The following is a 20,005-nucleotide window of genomic DNA, read 5'->3' on the forward strand; positions in this document are numbered from 1 at the left end:
GTTCAGGCGTGGGTGAGTTTTTCCTTCAGCGCGGCGTTGTTGCTGGTGTGGACATGCACCAGCGCCTTCTCCGGAAAGGCGTAGTGATACGCCTTGCGCAGCGCCAGCGCGGCTTCGTGGAAGCCGGACAGGATCAGCTTCTGCTTGTTGGGATAGAAGGCGATATCGCCCGCGGCAAAGATGCCGCGGCGCGAGCTTTCATACGTGGTGGTGTCGACCAGGATGCGGCCCGCACGCATGTCCATGTCCCATTGCGCGATCGGGCCGGGCTCGGATACCAGGCCGTACAGCGCCACCAGTTCATCGGCGGGCAGCAGCTGGCTGCCGTCGCGGGTGCGCACTTCCACTTCGGCCAGTGCATCGCCGTCAGTGCGCAGGGCGCCCAGCATGCCGACCACGAAGTCCATCTCGCCGGCCGCCACCGCAGCGCGCATCTCGGCCACGGTGCCGTCGGCGGCGCGGAAGCCCTCGCGCCGGTGCAGCAGCGTCACGCGCGCCGCCATCTTGCGCAGCGCCAGCGCCCAGTCCAGCGCCGAGTCGCCTCCGCCGGCGACGATCACCCGCTTGCCGGCAAAGCGCGATACATCGCGCACAGCGTAGTGCACGTGGCGGTCTTCCAGCGCCGCGGCTTCCGGCAGCGCAACGCGCTGCGGCGCGAACGCGCCCGCCCCGGAGCAGACCAGCACCGCCGCGACATCGAAGCGCTTGCCGCCATCGGTGGCGACCAGCATGCGCTGGTGGGCCGGATGGCCGTCCTGCGCTGGCGCGCCGGGAATTTCGGACACGCTTTCGGCGCGCTGGTTGAAATGCATCGGGAAGGCGAACGGCGCGCATTGGTCCAGCAACCGGTCCACCAGTTCCTGCGCCAGGCAGCCGGGCACGGCCGGGATGTCGTAGATCGGCTTTTCGGGATACAGCTCGGTGCACTGGCCGCCGGCGCGATCAAGCACGTCGATCAGTTCACATTTGAGGCCGAGCACGCCGGCCTGGAAGGCGGCGAACAGCCCGACCGGGCCGGCGCCCACGATCAGGACGTCAGTGGTGGTGACGGCAGGCGTGGCGGCGGTGGTGGTGTCGGTGGACATGGTGGGCAAGGCAGGCGCGGACGGCCCGCGGAAGATGGTGCAAAGCCCGACTATACCCCGCGCCAGCCCGTTTCCCGGCGACGCCAGCGTTGCCGGCAGGGCTTTGCCCATGGGCGCCGGATCACCTCCGTTTACGCCGGCGGCGCCACGCAGGCAAAGGGCGACCGGAGTAGAATGAGGCCCATGCAAAACGCCCACGCCATCAACGCCGACCTGCACTGCCATTCCACCGTGTCCGACGGCACGCTGTCGCCGCGCGCGGTGGCGGAAATCGCGCGCGACGCGGGGGTCGCGTACTGGGCGCTGACCGACCACGACGAACTCGGCGGGCAAGCCGCGGCGCGCGCCGCCGCCGAGGAATTCGGCATGCGCTATGTGCCGGGCGTGGAGATCTCGGTGACGTGGGCCGGGCAGACCGTGCATATCGTCGGCCTGCAGATCGACCCGTTCTGTCCCGAGCTGATCGATGGCCTGACCGACACCCGTTCCGGACGCGCCCGGCGTGCGCGCGACATCGGCGAGGCGCTGGCCAGGGTCGGCATCGAGGGGGCCTACGCCGGCGCACTGAAGTACGTAGGCAATCCCGACCTGATCTCGCGCACCCATTTCGCGCGCTGGCTGGTTGACCAGGGCCACTGCGCAACCATCGGCGACGTGTTCAGCGAATACCTGTCGGAAGGCCGGCCCGGCTATGTCGGCCACCGGTGGGCCAGCCTGGCCGAGGCGGTCGGCTGGATCCGCACCGCCGGCGGCATCGCCGTGCTGGCGCACCCCGGCCGCTATCACTACACCGATACCCAGCACGATGCACTGTTCGACGAATTCAAGTCGCTCGGCGGCGGCGCCGTCGAGGTCGTGACCGGCAGCCACACGCCGGACCAGTACCGCCGCTATGCCGAGGTGGCGCGCCACTACGGGCTGCTGGCCTCGCGCGGCTCGGATTTCCACGGGCCCGGCGAAGGCCGGGTCGAGCTCGGCACGCTGCCGCCACTGCCGTCAATGGTCACGCCGGTCTGGCACGACTGGTAACCAGCCAGCCCAACGAAAGGCGCCCTGCATGTCCCAGTACTTCGAGATCCATCCGCTCAACCCGCAGTCGCGCCTGATCAAGCAGGCCGCGCAGATCCTGCAGAAGGGCGGACTGATCGCGCTGCCGACTGATTCCAGCTACGCGCTCGCCTGCCAGCTCGACGACAAGCACGCGGTCGAGCGCCTGCGCCGGCTGCGCGGCATCGACGATCGCCACCACCTGACGCTGATGTGCCGCGATTTGTCCGAGCTCGGCAACTTCGCCCGCGTCGACAACCGCCAGTACCGCTGGATCAAGGGCGCCACGCCCGGGCCGTACGTCTTTATCCTGGAAGCCACCAAGGAAGTGCCGCGGCGCCTGTCGCACCCGGCGCGCAAGACCATCGGCGTGCGCGTGCCCGACCACGCCATCCCGCTGGAGCTGCTGGGCGAAGCCGGCGAGCCGCTGATCTCGGCCACGCTGCAGATGCCCGGCGATGACGAGCCACTCAACGACCCGGCGGAAATCCGCGCCCGGCTGGAAAAGCAGCTCGACCTGGTGGTCTGTGGCGGGCCGGCGCCGGCCCAGCCGACCACGGTGATCGACCTGACCAGCGGCGAGCCCGAGCTGGTGCGCGCCGGCCGCGGCGACATCTCGCGCTTCGGGCTCTGAACCTCGGGCGCCACCGGCGCTGCGCCGCCGCCACAGGTGCACCGCCGTAAGCCTGGCAAGGCGGCGGCCCGTTACAATAGCCGTCATGGATTCCTCCCTTATCCAGACCTTCGCGGTCTACGCCCTGCCGGTGCTGTTCGCCATCACGCTGCACGAGGCGTCGCACGGTTATGTGGCCAAAGTGTTTGGCGACAACACGGCCTATTCGCTCGGGCGCGTCAGCTTGAACCCGATCCGCCATATCGACCCGATCGGCACCGTGGCGGTGCCGCTGCTGCTCTACATCATGACCAGCGGCCAGTTCGTGTTCGGCTATGCCAAGCCGGTGCCGGTGGTGTTCGAGCGCCTGCGCAATCCGCGCTGGCATGGCATGTGGGTGGCGCTGGCGGGCCCCGCCAGCAACGTGGTGCAGGCCTTTGTCTGGGTGCTGCTGGCGATCGGCCTGACCTGGGGCGGCGTGCGCGAACCATTCTTTGGCGAAATGGCGCTGGCGGGGGTGCGCGTCAACCTGGTGGTGGCCGCCTTCAACCTGTTCCCGGTGCCGCCGCTTGACGGTGGCCGCGTGCTGACAGCGCTGCTGCCGCAGGGCGTGGCGCGCGCGGTGTCGCGCATCGAGCCCTATGGGATCTTCGTGGTGCTTGCGCTGGTCGCCGCTGGCGTGATCACCACCATCTGGATGACGCCGGTGGTCAATGTGCTGATGTCGCTGATCGAGCTGATGCTGCGCCCGGTCGTGATGCTGCTGCACTGACGGGGCTTGCCATGAGCAACGTTCCAGCCGCGCCGCATGCCGGCCTGTCCGCGCCTTCCGCGTGGGTCACCCGCTGGGCGCACCTGCTGCGTCCGGGCGCCCGCGTGCTCGACCTGGCCTGTGGCAGCGGCCGCCATGCCGCCTGGCTTGCCGCGCGCGGGCATGCGGTGCTGGCCGTTGACCGCGATGCCGCCGCCATCGCCGCGCTGCCGCCCGGCGTGACCGGCCGCGTGGCCGACCTGGAGCAGGGGACCTGGCCGCTGGCTGACGAGGCGCCATTCGACGCCATCATCGTCACCAACTACCTGCACCGCCCGCTGTGGCCGCACCTGGCCGCAGCGCTGGCGCCAGGCGGAGTGTGGCTGTATGAGACCTTTGCGGCGGGCAACGAGACCGTTGGCAAGCCGTCGCGGCCCGATTTTCTGCTGCGTCCCGGAGAGTTGCTCGATGTGGCGCGCGCGCAGGGACTGCGCGTCATAGCTTATGAAGACGGCGTCCAGGAAGTGCCGAAAACAGCCTTCGTGCAGCGCCTGTGTGCGGTGCGCGAGGCCGCCACGGCCCCGGATGCGGCCACCCCGGCACGCTACCGCCTGGACCCCTGAAAGCGCACGTGCGCTGTCGGCGAGAATGCCGCTGCACACGTTGAAACAGTTGGTATCAACCCCGAATCATCCCGCCTGCCGCCGGCGGTCGAAGCCGCCTGCGGTTCCGGTACAATCCCGTTATTCGATCCCGAATTCCTTAACGTTATGACACAGATTACCGGCAGCATCGTCGCCATCGTCACTCCGATGCATGAGGACGGAAGCCTGGACTTCCCGGCCCTGCGCGCACTGGTCGACTGGCACGTCGCCGAGGGTACCGACGGCATCGTGATCGTCGGCACGACCGGTGAATCCCCGACGGTTTCCGTCGAGGAGCACTGCGAGCTGATCCGCGTGGCCGTGGAGCAGGCCGGCAAGCGCATCCCGATCATCGCGGGCACCGGCGGCAACTCCACCAAGGAGGCGATCGAGCTGACCGCCTTTGCCAAGAAGGTGGGTGCTGACGCATCGCTGCAGGTCGTGCCGTACTACAACAAGCCGACCCAGGAAGGCATGTACCGCCATTTCCGCACCATCGCGGAAGCGGTGGAACTGCCGGTGCTGCTGTACAACGTGCCGGGCCGCACCGTTGCCGACATGAGCAACGACACCATCCTGCGCCTGGCGCAGGTGCCGGGCATCGTCGGCGTCAAGGAAGCCACGGGCAATATCGACCGGGCCGCGCAGCTGATCAACGACGCGCCGGAAAGCTTTGCCATCTACAGCGGCGACGATCCCACCGCGGTCGCGCTGATCCTGCTGGGCGGCAAGGGCAATATCTCGGTCACCGCGAACGTGGCCCCGCGCAAGATGCACGAAATGTGCGCGGCGGCACTGAAGGGCGACGTCGTCACCGCGCGCCGCCTGCACATGGAACTGATCGGACTGAACAAGGCCATGTTTGTCGAAGCCAATCCGATCCCGGTGAAGTGGGCACTGCAACAGATGGGCAAGATGGCAGGCGGTATCCGCCTGCCGCTGACGCCGCTGTCCGAAGCCAACCACGAAACCGTACGCAAGGCACTGGCCGCCGCCGGCCTGCTGGCCTGATTTACCGCGGCGTCTTGCTGTCGCTCCCTCAACTAGGATTGCGTGTCAATGAAATCGAAGCTTAACCGCCGCGGCGCGACGCAAGTCCGCCGCGCCGCCCTGGTTGTGCCCGTGCTGGCCGCGGGCGTGATCACCGGCTGCAGCAGCCTCAACGAAGCGATGCAGCCCGACAAGATCGACTACAAGTCGTCGGCGTCGAAACGCACGCCTACCCTGGACATCCCGCCCGACCTGACCAAGCTGGAAGGCGACCGCCGCTACTCGGTGCCCGATGCCAACGGCACCTCGACGCTGTCGACCTACAGCCAGGCGACCAAGGTGCGCGAGCAATCCCCGACCGAGAACGTACTGCCCTCGGCGCAGGGCGTCCGCATGGAGCGCGACGGCAACACGCGCTGGCTGGTGATCAGCAACGGCATGCGCGGCGACCAGCTGTGGCAGCAACTGCGCGGCTTCTGGCAGGAAAGCGGTTTCCTGCTGGTGCAGGACTCGCCCGAGACCGGCATCATGGAAACCGACTGGGCTGAGAACCGCGCCAAGATCCCGCAGGACATCATCCGCAATACCATCGGCAAGGTGTTTGACGGCCTGTATTCGACTTCCGAGCGCGACAAGTTCCGCACCCGCGTCGAGCGCGCGCAGAACGGCACGCTGGAAGTGTTCATCAGCCACCGCGGCGCGCAGGAGCAACTGACCGGCATCGACAAGTCCAGCACCGTCTGGACCCCGCGTCCGGCCGATCCCGAGCTGGAGGCCGAATTCCTGTCGCGCCTGGCGCAACGCCTCGGCGTGCAGAAGGAGCAGGCCGACCGCATGGCCAAGAACCCGGCTCCGGCTGGCAACAACGCGACGGCGGCCGACGCGGCCGCGGCTGGCGCCGCGGGCACCACGGCTGCCGCAGCCGGCGGTGCTGCGCAGAAGTCCTACCTGGCCCAGGTCAATGGCGCCCCGGCGCTGCAGCTGCCGGAGCCGTTCGATCGCGCCTGGCGCTCGGTGGGGCTGTCGCTGGATCGCGTCAACTTCACCATCGAAGACCGCGACCGTGCCCAGGGCCTCTACTACGTGCGCTACGTCGATCCGCGCACCAATGTCGACAACCGTGGCTTCTTCTCCAAGCTGTTCACCAAGCCGGATGATCCCAAGACCGCCAAGAAATACCGCGTGGCGCTCAAGGGCACCGGCAGCGGCACGCTGGTGACGGTGCTCAACGATGCCGGCCAGCCGGAGAACGGCGAAATCGGCAAGCGCATCCTGTCCCTGCTCGACGAGCAACTGCACTGAGCCGGCGGTGACCGGCTCAACCACCGGCCGTCCTGGCCGGCCTGCCAACTGCACGGCGGGGAGGGCGAGGCCATGATGCGCTTCGCCTTCCTCGGCAGCGGCAGCGAGGGCAACTCGCTGCTGATCGAATCCCGCGAAGACACCTCCACCACGCGCGTGCTGCTCGACTGCGGCTTCGGCATCCGCGAGACGGCGCGGCGCCTGGAGCGGCTTGGCGTCACGCCCGACCAGCTCGACGCCGTGCTGGTCACGCACGAGCATGGCGACCATGTTGGCTCGGCCTACGCCTTTGCGGCACGGCACCGGCTGGCGGTCTACACCAGCCATGGCACCTGGCTGGCGACCTCGCATATGCGCGGCGCCGACCTCGCCGATGTGCGCGTCTGCGGCGCGGACCACGCCTTTGCCATTGGCGGCCTCCAGGTGATGCCGTACACGGTACCGCACGACGCGCGCGAGCCGCTGCAGTTCGTGCTGTCCGATGGGCAGTCGCGCCTGGGTGTGCTGACCGATGCGGGCATGGAAACGCCCTATGTGACGGCGCGCCTTTCAGGTGTCGATGCGCTGGTGCTGGAGTGCAATCACGACCGCGAGATGCTGCGCAACTCGGTCTACCCGGCGTCGCTGAAGCGGCGCATTGGCGGTGACTTCGGCCATCTGGCCAATGAGGTGGCGGCGAGCATCCTGGGGCAGGTCGCGCATGCCGGCCTGAACCGCGTCGTGGCGGCGCACCTGAGCAAGCAGAACAACACGCGTGAACTGGCCACTGGCGCGCTGGCCGCGGCGCTGGGCGCATTGCCTTCGGAGGTGCTGGTAGCCGATCAGGAAATGGGGCTGGACTGGCAGGTGGTGCGCGGCTGAAGCGCGCACCACGCGCTTTGCGGCGCGCAATAAAAAAACCGGCCCGAAGGCCGGTTTTTTTGTCGGTCGAAACCGATTACTGCTTGGCAGCCGGAGCCGAAGCGTCAGCAGCCGGAGCCGATGCATCAGCAGCCGGGGCCGAAGCGTCAGCAGCGGCAGCAGCCGGGGCTTCAGCAGCCGGAGCCGAAGCTTCAGCAGCCGGAGCGGCAGCAGCCGGAGCAGCCGTGTCAGCGGCCGGAGCAGCCGGTTCTTCCTTCTTGCCGCAAGCGGCGAGAGCAACAGCGGCCAGCAGCGATGCGATCAGGAGAGACTTCTTCATTGTTCGTCCTTTAACTTGTAATAACGAAAAACAGGCGATGAATAATTACCGGTAATTATCGCTCTTGAACTGCAAAATAGAGGCCCTCCCGGGTGCCGACATATGCAGTGGACACAGTACTAGCCAGCCAACGATTATATCCGCGTTTTCCCGGCTTGTGTAGCGCCGAAATTTACTGAATTGCAATGTTACGCATTATTACAGCCGCGGTCCCAGTTGTAGCCATCCCTCCTGTGTCCAGTGATGAAAAGTCTCCATCAGGTCAGGCAGGTCGGCGCAAGCCGAAACGTCATTGCCGCTAAGGTGGCGATTATCGGCCAGCTTCTTCAACCACGGCATCAGTTCGGCCGGAGGCTCGTAGGCTTCTCCATTGAGGAAGAAATTGTTCCGGTCGTAAAGTGCAATCGAGGCAGACGCAAGAACGACGCCATGCTGGGCCGCAAGTTTCTCATAACGGCGCTGCGGCAGGTCGGATATCTCGGCGAATTCCACTCCGGGCTTGGGTTCGGACAGATGCGAACCAAGAAATTCCGACACCATCTGCGAATTCCATTGCAGCGCCTTGAGCCGATCTGCCACTGCCTTGGCCATGCCGGCAGGCAGTTGCGCAGGCTTCGTTGCCGCACGTTCGCCGGCATCGGCGTAACGCCCGCTCAGGTCTTCGTTGTCCTCCACCGTTTCGGAAAGCCACGCCAGGAAGTGGCCCGCCAGTTCGCGGTAGGCCGGGGCACGGAAGCCGATCGAGCAGGTCATGCATTCGCCTTCGGCCACGCCGTCGTGGGCGTATTGCGGCGGCAGATACAGCATGTCGCCGGGCTCCAGCACCCATTCCTCCTCGGCGCTGAAATCGGCAAGGATCTTCAGTGGCATGTCGGGGACCAGTTCCAGGCTGGTCTGCGACGAGATGCGCCAGCGGCGCCGGCCCGAGACTTGCAGCAGGAACACGTCGTAGGAATCGAAGTGCGGACCGACGCCGCCGCCATCGGAAGCGTAACTGATCATCAGGTCGTCCAGGCGCGCATCGGGCACGAAGCGGAAGCGGCCCATCAGCTCGGCCGCGGCGGCATCGTGCAGGTTCACGCCCTGCACCAGCAAAGTCCACTGGCGGGTCTTGACGGCGGGTAGGTTTTCGCGCGCAAATGGACCATGTTCGAGCTTCCAGCGATTGCGGAAGTGCGTCACCAGGCGCGATTCGACTTCGTCGCGGTCGGCAAGGTCGAAAAGCGCATCGCGCGACACAGGCGGCACGATTCCGGGTACCGCCTGTCGAATCAGCAGTGGCTTGCGGTGCCAGACATCCCGCATGAATGCAGCCGGCGTCATGCCACCAAGCAGGTCGAGCGGAGTGTCTGGATCGACGGGGCCAGGGGGCAGGGCCTGCGCGTATAATGCGGAATCGTTCATGGAGTCAAGAATTGAAAATCGCTAAGAACACGGTAGTGTCCGTGATGTACAAGCTGTCGGACGCGCAAGGCAATCTGATCGAGGAGTCAGATGAAGCCATGGTCTACTTGCACGGCGGGTATGATGGCACGTTCCCCAAGATCGAGGAAGCGCTCGACGGGCATGACACCGGCTTCGAGACCCAGCTGCAGCTCGAGCCCGAAGATGCCTTTGGCGACTACGATGCCGAACTGGTCAAGGTCGAGCCGCGCGATCGTTTCCCCGAGCCGCTGGAAGTCGGCATGCAGTTCGAAGGCATGCCCGAGGACGGCGATGAAGAAGACTCCGTCATCTACACCGTGACCGACGTTGCCGAAGACAAGGTGGTGCTCGACGGCAACCACCCGCTCGCCGGCATGGCGCTGCGCTTCTGGCTGAAGGTCTCCGAAGTGCGCGAGGCCACCGCCGAGGAAATCGAGCACGGCCACGCCCACGGCGCCTCGGGCATCGAGGTGGTTGACGAGGACGAGGACGACGATACCCCGCGCACGCTGCACTGATCCCGTGCCCTCCGCGGTCCATGAAGGAAGCCGGCTTGGCCGGCTTTTTTCATGGGCGTCTTCATGGATTCAACACAGCGGCTCAGGGCGTGGTCGGCGCGTCTTTGAGCGAAACCGAGAACGGTGCCGCCGCGTTCGGCGTGATCACCAGTTCAGCCCATTGCGCCACCGAGTTGTTCGGTAGCGAAACCCGCGTGAAATTCTGCAGCACCTTGCCGGCGTTGTCGCGTAGAGGCTTGTCGATGCCGAAGCCACTCTCGCCCGCATGCACCAGCAGCACCTGGCCGGAAAAGCGCGCGCTGAGGTCGCGCAGCTGGCGCTTGAACTCCAGGTAGCCGTCGCGAGTGCGGTGGCGCATGAAACCGTCCAGCAGCGTCGGGCGGCCTTTCTTCTCCCAGCCGTTGGCGAAGTGCGGGTCGGCATGGGCCACCACGACGATGCCGTTCATGTCGCGCTGCCGTGCCAGCGAGAACGCGCGTGCCAGCCACTGGCGGTTGGCCTCACGCCGGTCTTCGAACTCGCTGTTGCGCCCGCCCTCGTTGCGGTAGTGGTTGTTGTCGCCAGGCACGTTCAGGCCGACGATCAGGATGTCGCCCAGCGTGAGACGAGCGTTCTCGCGGAAGGTGCGGAACAGGGCCTGGTCGGACTGCCGCACCACCGGGCGCGGATGCTGTCCCAGCGTGGCATCCTCGGGGAAGAACAGCTCGCGCAGGCGGTTTAGCCGCTCGACCGAATCGAACTTGCCGTTGACCGGGAGCCGGCATTCGGCCCAGTCGGTTTCGCCCGGCACGTAGAGCAGCGGCAACGGCGACTGGGCGAGCAGCTGCTGGCGGCTCGTCAGGATGCCGTCGCTGCAGGACTCGGTATCGCCCTTGATGCCGCCGGCGTGGATCACCAGGTCGAGCCTGCGTTCGGCAAAGCTGTCGAGCAGGGCAGTGGCGTTGGCTTCGGCGGCGGGCCATTGCGGCAGGTCGGCGATCAGCGCGACGCGGTTCACCTTTGGCTTGGGCGCGGCCTTGCCCCCGCGGCCGGCGGGGGCCGGCCATGCGGTACTGGCCGCGCACAGCAGCAATGCCGCGGCGAGGATCCGGCCGGCGTGCCGGCGCCTGGCGTTCATGCCGTGCCGACCGCCTCGCCTGCAAGCGCTTTGAGACGGTACAACGCATCGAGCGCGGCACGCGGCGTCAGGCTGTCCGGGTCCAGGTCGGCCAGCGTGTCGATCAGCGCGGCATGTTCCGGTGCCAGTTCGGCCAGCTGCGGCGTGGCCGAGGCAAGGCCGTTGCTCTCGTCCTCATCGCCCTCGTCGTCATCGGTGTCCGGCACCGTCGGCGCGGCGAACAGGTCGAGCTGGGGCGTCGGCGTTGCATCGGCCGATTGCTGCTCCAGCCACGCCAGGTGCTTGCGCGCGGCGCGGATCACCGGCTGCGGCACGCCGGCCAGCTGCGCCACCTGCAGGCCATAGCTCTGGCTGGCGGGGCCATCCTGCACCGCATGCAGGAACACGATACCGTCGCCGTGCTCGACCGCGGACAGGTGTACGTTGGCGGCCTGCGGAAATTCCTGCGGCAGCTGCGTCAGCTCGAAATAATGCGTCGCGAACAGCGTATGGCTGCGGTTGTGCGACAGCAGGTGGCGCGCGATCGCCCACGCCAGCGCCAGCCCGTCGAAGGTGGACGTGCCGCGGCCGATCTCGTCCATCAGCACCAGCGAAGACGGCGTGGCGTGGTGCAGGATGCCGGCGGCTTCGGTCATCTCCACCATGAAGGTGGAGCGCCCCCCCGCCAGGTCGTCGGCCGCGCCGATGCGGGTAAAGATGCGGTCGATCGGGCCGATCACGGCGCGCCGCGCCGGCACGTAGGCGCCCACGCAGGCCAGCAGCACGATCAGCGCGGACTGGCGCATGAAGGTCGACTTGCCGCCCATGTTGGGGCCGGTGATCAGCAGCAGCTTGCGCGCTTCGTTGAGCTGGCAGTCGTTGGCGATAAACGCCACCGATTCCGCCGCCAGCTGGCCTTCCACGACCGGGTGGCGGCCCTGCACGATGTCGACCACGTTCTCGCGCACGCGCTCGGGCGCGGACCAGTCCAGCGTCTGCGCGCGCTCGGCCAGCGCCGCCAGCACATCGAGGCGCGCCAGCGCGCCGGCCACGCGCTGCAGCTCGCCGATATGGGGCAGCAGCGCCTGCAGCAGGCCGTCGTAGAGCAGCTTCTCGCGCGCGAGCGCGCGGTCCTGCGCCGACAGCGCCTTGTCCTCGAACGCCTTCAGCTCTGGCGTGATATAGCGCTCGGCATTCTTCAGCGTCTGGCGGCGGCGGTAGTCGTCGGGCACCTTGTCGGCCTGGCCGTTGGTGACCTCGATATAGAAGCCGTGCACGCGGTTGAACTCGACGCGCAGGTTGGCAATGCCGGTGCGAGTGCGTTCGCGCGCTTCCAGGTCGATCAGGAAGTGGCCGCAGTTCTCGGAGATATCGCGCAGCTCGTCCAGGTCGGTGTCATAGCCGCGCGCAATCACGCCGCCGTCGCGCACCACGGTCGCTGGTTCTTCGGCGACCGCGCGCACCAGCAGGTCCAGGGACGCCTGCGGTACGGCCAGATCCTGCAGCGTCTGCGCCAGCAGCGCGCTGTCCTGCCCGTCGCGGATGCAGGCCTGCACGTCGGGCAGCGCACGCAGCGTGTCGCGCAGCGAGGACAGGTCGCGCGGGCGCGCGCTCAGCAGCGCCAGGCGCGAGGTGATGCGCTCGACGTCGGCCAGCCGGCGCAGCGCGGCACGCAGCGAATCGGTGCCCTGGTCGATCAGCACGCCGATGGCCTGTTGCCGCGCCTGCGGCACGGCCGGGTCGCGCAGCGGATGGTGCAGCCAGTGGCGCAGCGCGCGGCTGCCCATCGTGGTGCAGCAGGTATCCAGCAGCGAGAACAGCGTCGGCGACTCGCCGCCGCGCAGCGTCTCGGTCAGTTCGAGGTTGCGGCGCGTGGCTGAATCCAGGCCGATGTACTCCGATTCACGCTCGACCTTCAGGCCCTGCACGTGGCGCAGCGACTGGCCCTGCGTGGTGGCGGCGTAGTTCAGCAGCGCGCCGGCGGCGCCGATCGCCGCGCCCAGCCCGGCGCAACCAAACGGATCGAGGCTGGCCACGCCCAATTGCTCGCGCAATCGACGCGCGCCGGCATCCTGGTCGAAATGCCATTCGGGCAGGCGCGTGCGCGCGCAGGCCAGCGCCGGCAGGTCAATGCCGTCGGCATAGAGCAGCTCGGCCGGGCGGATGCGCTCCAGCTCTCGGCCCAGTTGCGCCACCTCGCACTCCATCAGGCGCAGTTCGCCGCTGGCCAGGTTCAGCCACGCCAGCCCGGTCTTGCTGATGCCGCGGCGCGTGGTCTGCTGGTGCACCGCCATCAGGAAAGTGTCAACCTTGTCCGGCAGCAGCGCCGCGTCGGTCAGCGTGCCCGGCGTGACGATGCGCACCACCTTGCGCTCCACCGGCCCCTTGCTGGTGGCGGGATCGCCGATCTGCTCGCAGATCGCCACCGACTCGCCCAGCTTCACCAGCCGGGCCAGGTACTGGTCGGCCGAATGGAAGGGAATGCCGGCCATCCGGATCGGTACGCCATTCGAGGCGCCGCGAGCGGTCAGCGTGATGTCGAGCAGGCGCGCGGCCTTCTCGGCGTCGTCGTGGAACAGCTCGTAGAAGTCACCCATGCGATAGAACAGCAGGGTGTCGGGGTGGTCTGCCTTGATGCGAAGGTACTGCTGCATCATTGGCGTGTGTCGGCTGCCTGCGGCGTCTGCCTGTGCCTGTTCAGGGTCGGTTTTCTTCTGCAATCCCATTGCCATTTAGCCTGTCTGGCGGTGGGCCTGCGTTGTGCCGCCCGATCCGCTCGGAGCGCCGCCTTGCGTGTCGCGGAAAAGCGCCCCCGCGGGGGCGGCCGGGCGCTGGTCCGGCGGCCTGTGGCCGCGGCACGAAGGGGCGTTTTCGAATATGGGCGATATGGTACAGCACGGTGCCGCCGCCGACGTGCCGCAGGCGGGGGTGCGGGCCCTGGATCAGCGGAACACCAGCACCGGGATGTCGCTATGGGTCAGCACTTTCTGCGTTTCGCTACCCAGCAGCAGCCCGCTGAGCCCCTTGCGGCCGTGCGAGGCCATGAAGATGACGTCGCAGCCTAGCTCTCTGGCCGCATGGATGATGCCCTGGTACGGCACCGAGGCGCTGGAGACGTGGCCCGTACATGGCACACCTGCCAGTGCTGCCGCGGCCTCGACCCTGGCGAGTTCCTGGCGCGCCTCGGCTTCCACGCGCTGCTGGTACACCTCGCGCTTTTCGTGCGAGCTGTCGCTGGAAAGCACATACGGATAGCTCTCCACGCACATGTACGGCGTGAGCCGCGCCGCCGCGGTGCGGGCAAACTGGATGGCGGCGGCAACGGCCTTGTGCGAAAGCTCCGAGCCGTCGACGGGGAGCAGGATATGCTTGAACATAGGTCCTTTTCTGGTGAGTGAGGCGAAAGCGGTAGGGCGGCGTCTTGCGTTGCCGCCTGGGAGTCAGTTGGCCAGCGCGCGCCCGACGATCAGCGGATCGGCCTGGCCGATTGCAGTGGTGTCCCGGTTTGCATAGGGAAAGCGCGACAGGATGTAGCGCAGCGCATTGAGCCGCGCGCGCTTCTTGCAATCCGACCGGATCACAGTCCACGGCGCGTCGGCGGTGTCGGTATGCGCGAACATCGCCTCCTTGGCGCGCGTGTACTCGTCCCATTTGTCGAGCGAAGCAATGTCGACCGGGCTGAGCTTCCACTGCTTGAGCGGGTGGATCTCGCGTTCGCGGAAGCGTCGGCGCTGCTCATTCTGGCTGACCGAGAACCAGAACTTGAACAGGTGGATGCCGCTGCGTACCAGGTGGCGCTCGAACTCCGGGGCCTGTTGCAGGAAGTCCTGGTACTCATGCGAGGAGCAGAAGCCCATCACATGTTCGACGCCGGCGCGGTTGTACCAGGAGCGGTCGAACAGCACGATTTCACCGGCGGCCGGCAGATGCTGCACGTAGCGCTGGAAGTACCACTGGCCGCGTTCGGATTCCGTCGGCTTTTCAAGTGCCACCACGCGGGCGCCGCGCGGGTTCATGTGTTCCATGAAGCGTTTGATGGTGCCGCCCTTGCCGGCGGCATCGCGGCCTTCGAACAGGATCACCACGCGCTGCCCGGTTTCGCGTACCCAGGCCTGGAACTTGAGCAGTTCGACCTGCAGCCGGTATTTCTGCTTTTCGTAATTGCGGCGCGACATCAGGTTCTGGTAAGGGTAGGCCCCGTCGCGCCAGCCGGCCGCCAGTTCATCGTCGGGCTGCCGCCGGCGCCCCGCCTGCCAGGCGCCGGGATCGCCTTCCAGGATGAGGTCGCGCAGCTGCGCGGCCTCATCGGGCGCCAGGCCGTCGAGCAGCGTGCGCATGGCGTCGAGCATGCTGGCACCCTGGCCGGCGCGGCTGGCGAGGATGTCCTGCATGCTGCTGGCGGCCACCTGCACGGCGGCATCGACGGCGCCGCCGATTTGATTGCGTTCGGCGGACAGGGCCGTATTGGTCGGCAGCACATCGCCGCGCGAGGCAGGGCGGGCATGGGGCTGCGAACGGGTGTGGGCAGGGGCGGCTGGCGTGTCGCGATCGGTCATGTGCAGTCCTTCGTTCAGGCCACACGCTGGCGCAGGATCTGGTAGAGCTGGTCCTTGATCTGCAGCTTCTCCTTTTTCAGCCGCTCGATTTCGAAGCCCGAGGCCGGCACCAGCCCTGCCTCCATGTTGTGGATCTCCTGGTCCAGCGCATTGTGGCGATGGAACAGGCGGGCGAAGTGGGCGTCCTGCGTCTTCAGGAGCGAGATCTGGTCGCGGTATTCGGGAAACATGCGGGCTCTCCTCGGCTTGATCCGCGCGCACGGTCGTGGCGCATGGATTTATTCTGGGGAGGGCAGGGCAGCGCGACCTTGACGGGGATCATGGCCGGCCGGGGCGGCGGGAAATATGCGAATAGTCTCTGCGCGCCGCCAAGGATCGCGGCTGGAAAGCAAAACGCCCGCCGGGGCGCGACGGGCGTTTGTGCAGGCGATGGCCCTCAGGCCATGCCACCGGCTCAGGCAGTGGCCGGCTTGGCGTTGTCGAGCGAGTACGGCGACAGCAGGCGCACCATCTGGGCAAAGGCCTTGGGGTTGCCCGCCAGCACTTCGCCTTGCTCCATCTGGCGCGGCTCGCCGTTGTAGTTGCCGACCAGGCCGCCCGACTCGGTGATCAGCAGCATGCCGGCGGCCATGTCCCACGGCTTCAGGCCGCTCTCGAAGAAGCCGTCCAGGCGGCCGCAGGCGACATAGGCCAGGTCCAGCGCGGCGGCGCCCGGGCGGCGCAGGCCGGCGCAGCTGCGCGTCATCAGCGAAAAGACCTCGAGGTATTCATCCACGCCTTCCAGGTCGCGGAACGGGAAGCCGGTGCCAATCAGGCAGTCGGCCAGCTTGTCGCGGCGGGTCACGCGGATGCGGCGGTTGTTCAGGAAGGCGCCGGCGCCCTTGCTGGCGGTGAACAGCTCGTCGCGGGTCGGATCGTAGACCACGGCCTGCACCGGCGTGCCGCGGTGCAGCTGGGCGATCGAGACCGCGTACTGGGGGAAGCCGTGGATGAAGTTGGTGGTGCCGTCGAGCGGGTCGATGACCCAGGTGTATTCGTGGGCCTCTTCGCCCTCGGCCCAGGACTGGCCGGACTCTTCCGCTAGAATGGCGTGGTCCGGGTAGGCGGTGCGGATGACCTCGATGATCGCGGCTTCGGCGGCGCGGTCGACCTCGGTAACGAAATCGTTGTGTTGCTTGCGCGAGACGCGCACCAGATCGACGTCGAGCGACGCGCGGTTGATGATGGATCCCGCCTTGCGGGCCGCCTTGACGGCGATATTGAGCATCGGATGCATGAATCTCTCCAGGCCGGCCATGAATATGCGGCGGGGCGCCACGGCACCGCGCGCCCGCTCATGGGCAGCTGACAACACAACGGATTGTAGAAGAACGCAGGGGCGTCGCCGGTCTGAACTGGATGTGCCGCGAAAGTCTTGCGGGCACGCCATGACCTGGCGCCGCGCCAGAGAAGAACCCCGAATTGTATATGAACCCGGCAAATGATACGAGCCGCCCTGCGAGCGAGCCTGATGCACCACAAGCAACCGGCGCGGAACCCGATGGCTTCGGCCGCGTGCGCTTCGTGCTGGTCGAAACCAGCCACCCGGGCAACGTTGGCTCGGTCGCGCGGGCGATCAAGACCATGGGCTTCGGCAGCCTGGTGCTGGTCTCGCCGCGCGAACCCGGCGTGCTGGGCCATGCCGATGCCATCGCCATGGCCAGTGGCGCCGACGACGTGCTGGCCGGCGCCGTGATCGTCGACCAGATCGACGCGGCCCTGGCCGGCGCGGCGCTGACGGTGGCCATGACGGCGCGCCAGCGCGAGTTCGGGCCGCCCCGGCTGCTGCCGCGCGCCGCCGCAGCGCGAGCCTGCCGGACGCTGGCCGGCAGCGGCGATATCGCCTTTGTCTTTGGCAACGAGCGCTACGGCCTGCCCAACGAAGTGGTCGAGCGCTGCGCGGCGGTCACGCATATCCCCGCCAACCCCGCCTATGCCTCGCTCAACCTGGCACAAGCCGTGCAACTGATCGCCTACGAGATGCGGCTGGCGCTGCTCGATGCAATCTCCCCCGCCGTTGCGGCGGCGGACGCGGGCGCCAATATCGGCTATGCTGGTGAGCCGGCTACGGCGGAGCAGGTCGAGGCCATGTTCGGACACCTGCAGGCGGGCCTGGAAGCGATCGGCTTTCTCGACCCCGCCAATCCGCGCAAGCTGATGTCGCGGCTGCGCCGCCTGCTGGCCCGCAGCGGGCTGGAGCGCGAGGAAGTCAATATCCTGCGCGGCATCGCCAAGCATATGCTGATGGCGCAGGAGCGGCCGGACCGGAAGGCGTAACAGGAGCAGGCACAGTGGCAGCAACCCGCAGCATTTCGAGGCTGGACGACGCAGGCGTACGTGGCAAGCGCGCACGCTGTCGGCCCGTCGCGGCGGGTTGGCGCGCGCCGGGGCGATGTTGATCGCCGCACTGCCGCTGCAAAATCCCTGACGGATCCGGGGCCAATGGCCGGCGCCAGAACGCCGGCCGCAAATCACTTACACTCCCTGATCCCGTCCCCACCGGCCACCGACCTCGCCGGCGACCCTGCCCCAGGCGCAAGCCTTGCGTGGCGCGGCGCACGGCGCGGCAACACGACACGACCAAGATGTTCTCTCGCCTTAAGGAAGATATCGACACGATCATGCTGCGCGATCCCGCCGCGCGCAGCCGCCTGGAAGTCCTGACCTGCTACCCCGGCCTGCATGCCGTGGTCTTCCACCGCTTTGCAAACGCGTGCTGGAACGGAGGCTTTCATTGGCTGGGACGCTGGATCTCGCACTGGTCGCGCTTTCTGACCGGCATCGAGATCCATCCGGCGGTGAAGCTGGGGCGAAGGGTGTTTATCGACCACGGCATGGGCGTGGTGATCGGCGAGACCGCCGAGATCGGCGACGACTGCACCATCTACCAGGGCGTGACGTTGGGCGGCACCTCGCTGTACAAAGGCCAGAAGCGGCATCCGACGCTGGGCGCCAACGTGGTGGTGAGCGCGGGCGCCAAGGTGCTGGGCGGCTTCGTGGTGGGCGATGGCGCGCGCGTGGGCTCCAACGCCGTGGTGCTCAAGCCGGTGCCGCCGGGCGCGACCGCGGTGGGCGTGCCGGCGCGCATCATCCTGCCCGATGCGCCGGCGGCGCAGCAGGGCGCCAAGCAGGAGTTCTCGGCCTACGGCATCACGCCGAACGCGGACGACCCGGTGTCGCTGGCGCTCAAGAGCCTGATCGACAATGCCGCGCGCCAGCACGAGCGCATCGAGGCCGTGCTGGCCGCGCTGGACCGGCTGGGCGAGCATCTGGAGAACACGCCGAACGACCGCTTCGATGCCAGCGAGTTGCGCAAGCTGATGAAGTAAGGAAAGAAGGCGGCCGGTAACGGCCGTTTTCTTTTTTGCGCGAACTCAGTCGGTCTGCGGCAGCAGTCGGAACCCGCCGCCGTCGAGTTGCAGCACCGCGGCGCGCGGATGGCCTCCATCCAGGTCCCAGTCGGTCAGCACCCAGCGCACGCCCGCAGCGTGTTCGTGGCGCGCCGGGCGATGGGTGTGGCCATGCACCATCAGCCTGGCCCCGGCCATGCCGAAAAGCTCGGCCGCGGCAGCGGGCGCCACGTCGCCGTAGACCATCGGTACGCTGTTGCCCTTGGCGGCCTGGCGCGCGCGGTTGCCTTCACTGTCCGCGCGCAGCTTGCGTGCAATGCCCAGTCGCGTACGCAGCGGCAGCGCCAGGAACAGCCGCTGCACCCAGCCCTTGCGGGTCCAGCGGCGGAAACGGTTGTAGCGCTCGTCGTCGATGCACAGCATGTCGCCGTGGCTGAGCACCACGCGCTGGCCGGCGCAATCGATCACCGTGGGGTCGGGCAGCAACTGCGCGCCCGCGGCGCCGGAAAAACGCTCGCCCAGCAGGAAATCGCGATTGCCGTGCATCAGGTAGACGGCAACGCCGCGCGTGGCCAGCGCGCGCAGGGCGCCGGCCACGCGTTGTGCGAACGGCGAGTCGGTTTCCTCGTCGCCGATCCAGAATTCAAAAAAATCGCCCAGGATGAACAGCGTGCGCGCGTCGTGAGCGGCGCGCTCGAGCGTGCGCTCTAAGGCCGCCAGCGTGCGTGGCATGCCAGGCGTGAGATGCAGGTCTGAAATGAACCACGCCGGCGCCTGTACCTCGAGGGGACCGGCCACCGGCGTGCGGGGGATTGCGGTCATGCGCGGGGCCGGGAAGGAGGTGCCGGCCAGGCCGGGCGCGCGTAACCGCAATCAGGGGACATGGCTTGCTCGGCGATTATTCGACGACGGTGGCCTTCTCGATCACCACGTCTTCGAGCGGCACGTCCTGGTGGAAGCCCGAGCTGCCGGTGCGCACGCCCTTGATCTGGTCGACCACGTCGGTGCCTTCGACCACCTTGCCGAACACGGCGTAGCCGAAGCCCTGCGGGGTCGGCGAGGTGAAGTTCAGGAAGTCATTGTCGACCACGTTGATGAAGAACTGCGCGGTGGCCGAATGGGGCGCGTTGGTGCGTGCCATGGCCACGGTGTAGCGGTCGTTCTTCAGGCCATTGCCGGCTTCGTTCTCGATCGGGGCGTCCGTGCCCTTTTGCTTCATGCCGGGCTCGAAGCCGCCACCCTGGATCATGAAGTTCTTGATCACGCGGTGGAAGATGGTGTTGTCGTAGTGGCCCTTGCGGACGTACGACAGGAAGTTCTCGACCGATTTCGGCGCCTTCTCGGCGTCGAGTTCGATGGTGATGACACCCTGGTTGGTATGGAGCTGGACCTTGGACATGGTTTCCTCT

At 67.4% G+C, this 20,005-nt stretch carries 21 protein-coding genes; 10 read left to right on the plus strand and 11 right to left on the minus strand.

Going from position 1 to position 20,005, the window contains the following annotated elements:
• Positions 1-2: 2 nt before the first annotated feature.
• Positions 3-1,085 (minus strand): NAD(P)/FAD-dependent oxidoreductase, encoded by a 1,083-nt coding sequence (locus J8I82_RS10465; protein ID WP_209757335.1) that lies wholly within the window; start codon positions 1,083-1,085, stop codon positions 3-5.
• A gap of 183 nt (positions 1,086-1,268) precedes the next feature.
• On the opposite strand from J8I82_RS10465, the gene J8I82_RS10470 reads away from it, so the two are divergent.
• The 7 genes from J8I82_RS10470 (at position 1,269) to J8I82_RS10500 (ending at position 7,293) form a co-directional block, all read left to right on the plus strand.
• Positions 1,269-2,114, plus strand: a complete 846-nt coding sequence (locus tag J8I82_RS10470; RefSeq protein WP_209757030.1) for a 3',5'-nucleoside bisphosphate phosphatase — start codon at positions 1,269-1,271, stop codon at positions 2,112-2,114.
• Positions 2,115-2,142: 28 nt separating this feature from the next.
• A complete protein-coding gene (locus J8I82_RS10475; protein WP_209757032.1) occupies positions 2,143-2,766 on the plus strand; it encodes an L-threonylcarbamoyladenylate synthase in 624 nt (207 codons plus the stop codon).
• Positions 2,767-2,851: 85 nt separating this feature from the next.
• Entirely contained in the window at positions 2,852-3,517 is a 666-nt protein-coding gene (locus tag J8I82_RS10480; RefSeq protein WP_209757034.1) for a site-2 protease family protein, read from the plus strand.
• 11 nt (positions 3,518-3,528) lie between these two features.
• Complete coding sequence (locus tag J8I82_RS10485) at positions 3,529-4,119, plus strand: class I SAM-dependent methyltransferase (protein WP_209757036.1); 591 nt, start codon at positions 3,529-3,531, stop codon at positions 4,117-4,119.
• 147 nt (positions 4,120-4,266) lie between these two features.
• Complete coding sequence (gene dapA / locus J8I82_RS10490) at positions 4,267-5,151, plus strand: 4-hydroxy-tetrahydrodipicolinate synthase (protein ID WP_209757038.1); 885 nt, start codon at positions 4,267-4,269, stop codon at positions 5,149-5,151.
• Between the two features lie 48 nt (positions 5,152-5,199).
• Positions 5,200-6,432: an NlpB/DapX family lipoprotein gene (gene bamC, locus J8I82_RS10495; protein WP_209757040.1), complete on the plus strand. Its 1,233-nt coding sequence runs from the start codon at positions 5,200-5,202 to the stop codon at positions 6,430-6,432.
• A 72-nt stretch (positions 6,433-6,504) separates the two neighbouring features.
• Complete coding sequence (locus J8I82_RS10500; protein ID WP_209757042.1) at positions 6,505-7,293, plus strand: MBL fold metallo-hydrolase; 789 nt, start codon at positions 6,505-6,507, stop codon at positions 7,291-7,293.
• Positions 7,294-7,369: 76 nt separating this feature from the next.
• Here J8I82_RS10500 and J8I82_RS38265 read toward each other — a convergent pair whose 3' ends face one another.
• Together J8I82_RS38265 and J8I82_RS10505 are read right to left on the minus strand one after the other, a co-directional pair.
• Complete coding sequence (locus J8I82_RS38265) at positions 7,370-7,612, minus strand: hypothetical protein (RefSeq protein WP_245179608.1); 243 nt, start codon at positions 7,610-7,612, stop codon at positions 7,370-7,372.
• Positions 7,613-7,810: 198 nt separating this feature from the next.
• The gene (locus J8I82_RS10505) at positions 7,811-9,016 is read right to left on the minus strand and encodes a cupin domain-containing protein (RefSeq protein WP_209757044.1); all 1,206 of its coding nucleotides are present in this window, start codon (positions 9,014-9,016) and stop codon (positions 7,811-7,813) included.
• Between the two features lie 11 nt (positions 9,017-9,027).
• Between J8I82_RS10505 and J8I82_RS10510 the strand changes: the two genes are divergently transcribed.
• Entirely contained in the window at positions 9,028-9,555 is a 528-nt protein-coding gene (locus tag J8I82_RS10510) for an FKBP-type peptidyl-prolyl cis-trans isomerase (protein WP_029046911.1), read from the plus strand.
• 82 nt (positions 9,556-9,637) lie between these two features.
• On the opposite strand, the gene J8I82_RS10515 is transcribed toward J8I82_RS10510, so the two are convergent.
• From J8I82_RS10515 to J8I82_RS10540, 6 genes are all read right to left on the minus strand, one after another.
• Complete coding sequence (locus J8I82_RS10515; RefSeq protein ID WP_209757046.1) at positions 9,638-10,672, minus strand: metallophosphoesterase; 1,035 nt, start codon at positions 10,670-10,672, stop codon at positions 9,638-9,640.
• The gene (gene mutS / locus J8I82_RS10520) at positions 10,669-13,377 is read right to left on the minus strand and encodes a DNA mismatch repair protein MutS (RefSeq protein WP_245179624.1); all 2,709 of its coding nucleotides are present in this window, start codon (positions 13,375-13,377) and stop codon (positions 10,669-10,671) included. The genes J8I82_RS10515 and mutS overlap by 4 nt, the downstream gene beginning before the upstream one ends.
• A 216-nt stretch (positions 13,378-13,593) precedes the next feature.
• The gene (locus J8I82_RS10525; RefSeq protein WP_209757050.1) at positions 13,594-14,028 is read right to left on the minus strand and encodes a universal stress protein; all 435 of its coding nucleotides are present in this window, start codon (positions 14,026-14,028) and stop codon (positions 13,594-13,596) included.
• Between the two features lie 63 nt (positions 14,029-14,091).
• Positions 14,092-15,207: a polyphosphate kinase 2 gene (ppk2, locus tag J8I82_RS10530; protein WP_245179610.1), complete on the minus strand. Its 1,116-nt coding sequence runs from the start codon at positions 15,205-15,207 to the stop codon at positions 14,092-14,094.
• A 14-nt stretch (positions 15,208-15,221) separates the two neighbouring features.
• Positions 15,222-15,437, minus strand: a complete 216-nt coding sequence (locus tag J8I82_RS10535; RefSeq protein WP_209757052.1) for an HP1242/YdcH family protein — start codon at positions 15,435-15,437, stop codon at positions 15,222-15,224.
• A 224-nt stretch (positions 15,438-15,661) separates the two neighbouring features.
• Positions 15,662-16,483 carry an inositol monophosphatase family protein gene (locus tag J8I82_RS10540; protein WP_209757054.1) on the minus strand — a complete coding sequence of 274 codons (822 nt, stop codon included), beginning with the start codon at positions 16,481-16,483 and terminating at the stop codon, positions 15,662-15,664.
• A gap of 191 nt (positions 16,484-16,674) precedes the next feature.
• Here J8I82_RS10540 and J8I82_RS10545 point away from each other — a divergent pair, with 191 nt between their 5' ends.
• Together J8I82_RS10545 and cysE are read left to right on the plus strand one after the other, a co-directional pair.
• Positions 16,675-17,523 (plus strand): RNA methyltransferase, encoded by an 849-nt coding sequence (locus J8I82_RS10545; protein ID WP_209757056.1) that lies wholly within the window; start codon positions 16,675-16,677, stop codon positions 17,521-17,523.
• Positions 17,524-17,831: 308 nt separating this feature from the next.
• Positions 17,832-18,575, plus strand: a complete 744-nt coding sequence (cysE, locus tag J8I82_RS10550) for a serine O-acetyltransferase (RefSeq protein ID WP_209757058.1) — start codon at positions 17,832-17,834, stop codon at positions 18,573-18,575.
• Positions 18,576-18,620: 45 nt separating this feature from the next.
• Here cysE and J8I82_RS10555 read toward each other — a convergent pair whose 3' ends face one another.
• Together J8I82_RS10555 and J8I82_RS10560 are read right to left on the minus strand one after the other, a co-directional pair.
• Positions 18,621-19,418, minus strand: a complete 798-nt coding sequence (locus J8I82_RS10555; protein WP_209757060.1) for a UDP-2,3-diacylglucosamine diphosphatase — start codon at positions 19,416-19,418, stop codon at positions 18,621-18,623.
• A 76-nt stretch (positions 19,419-19,494) separates the two neighbouring features.
• Positions 19,495-19,995, minus strand: a complete 501-nt coding sequence (locus J8I82_RS10560; RefSeq protein WP_029046921.1) for a peptidylprolyl isomerase — start codon at positions 19,993-19,995, stop codon at positions 19,495-19,497.
• Positions 19,996-20,005: the final 10 nt, after the last annotated feature.

This window comes from Cupriavidus consociatus (genome assembly GCF_017814975.1).
Lineage (GTDB): Bacteria > Pseudomonadota > Gammaproteobacteria > Burkholderiales > Burkholderiaceae > Cupriavidus > Cupriavidus consociatus.

Excerpts from the sequence above, each read along its gene's own strand:
- J8I82_RS10465 (WP_209757335.1), bottom strand. The coding sequence starts at position 1,085 with ATGTCCACCGACACCACCACCGCCGCCACGCCTGCCGTCACCACCACT.
- J8I82_RS10470 (WP_209757030.1), top strand. The coding sequence starts at position 1,269 with ATGCAAAACGCCCACGCCATCAACGCCGACCTGCACTGCCATTCCACC.
- J8I82_RS10475 (WP_209757032.1), top strand. The coding sequence starts at position 2,143 with ATGTCCCAGTACTTCGAGATCCATCCGCTCAACCCGCAGTCGCGCCTG.
- J8I82_RS10480 (WP_209757034.1), top strand. The coding sequence starts at position 2,852 with ATGGATTCCTCCCTTATCCAGACCTTCGCGGTCTACGCCCTGCCGGTG.
- J8I82_RS10485 (WP_209757036.1), top strand. The coding sequence starts at position 3,529 with ATGAGCAACGTTCCAGCCGCGCCGCATGCCGGCCTGTCCGCGCCTTCC.
- dapA (WP_209757038.1), top strand. The coding sequence starts at position 4,267 with ATGACACAGATTACCGGCAGCATCGTCGCCATCGTCACTCCGATGCAT.
- bamC (WP_209757040.1), top strand. The coding sequence starts at position 5,200 with ATGAAATCGAAGCTTAACCGCCGCGGCGCGACGCAAGTCCGCCGCGCC.
- J8I82_RS10500 (WP_209757042.1), top strand. The coding sequence starts at position 6,505 with ATGATGCGCTTCGCCTTCCTCGGCAGCGGCAGCGAGGGCAACTCGCTG.
- J8I82_RS38265 (WP_245179608.1), bottom strand. The coding sequence starts at position 7,612 with ATGAAGAAGTCTCTCCTGATCGCATCGCTGCTGGCCGCTGTTGCTCTC.
- J8I82_RS10505 (WP_209757044.1), bottom strand. The coding sequence starts at position 9,016 with ATGAACGATTCCGCATTATACGCGCAGGCCCTGCCCCCTGGCCCCGTC.
- J8I82_RS10515 (WP_209757046.1), bottom strand. The coding sequence starts at position 10,672 with ATGAACGCCAGGCGCCGGCACGCCGGCCGGATCCTCGCCGCGGCATTG.
- mutS (WP_245179624.1), bottom strand. The coding sequence starts at position 13,377 with ATGGGATTGCAGAAGAAAACCGACCCTGAACAGGCACAGGCAGACGCC.
- J8I82_RS10525 (WP_209757050.1), bottom strand. The coding sequence starts at position 14,028 with ATGTTCAAGCATATCCTGCTCCCCGTCGACGGCTCGGAGCTTTCGCAC.
- ppk2 (WP_245179610.1), bottom strand. The coding sequence starts at position 15,207 with ATGACCGATCGCGACACGCCAGCCGCCCCTGCCCACACCCGTTCGCAG.
- J8I82_RS10535 (WP_209757052.1), bottom strand. The coding sequence starts at position 15,437 with ATGTTTCCCGAATACCGCGACCAGATCTCGCTCCTGAAGACGCAGGAC.
- J8I82_RS10540 (WP_209757054.1), bottom strand. The coding sequence starts at position 16,483 with ATGCATCCGATGCTCAATATCGCCGTCAAGGCGGCCCGCAAGGCGGGA.
- J8I82_RS10545 (WP_209757056.1), top strand. The coding sequence starts at position 16,675 with ATGAACCCGGCAAATGATACGAGCCGCCCTGCGAGCGAGCCTGATGCA.
- cysE (WP_209757058.1), top strand. The coding sequence starts at position 17,832 with ATGTTCTCTCGCCTTAAGGAAGATATCGACACGATCATGCTGCGCGAT.
- J8I82_RS10555 (WP_209757060.1), bottom strand. The coding sequence starts at position 19,418 with ATGACCGCAATCCCCCGCACGCCGGTGGCCGGTCCCCTCGAGGTACAG.
- J8I82_RS10560 (WP_029046921.1), bottom strand. The coding sequence starts at position 19,995 with ATGTCCAAGGTCCAGCTCCATACCAACCAGGGTGTCATCACCATCGAA.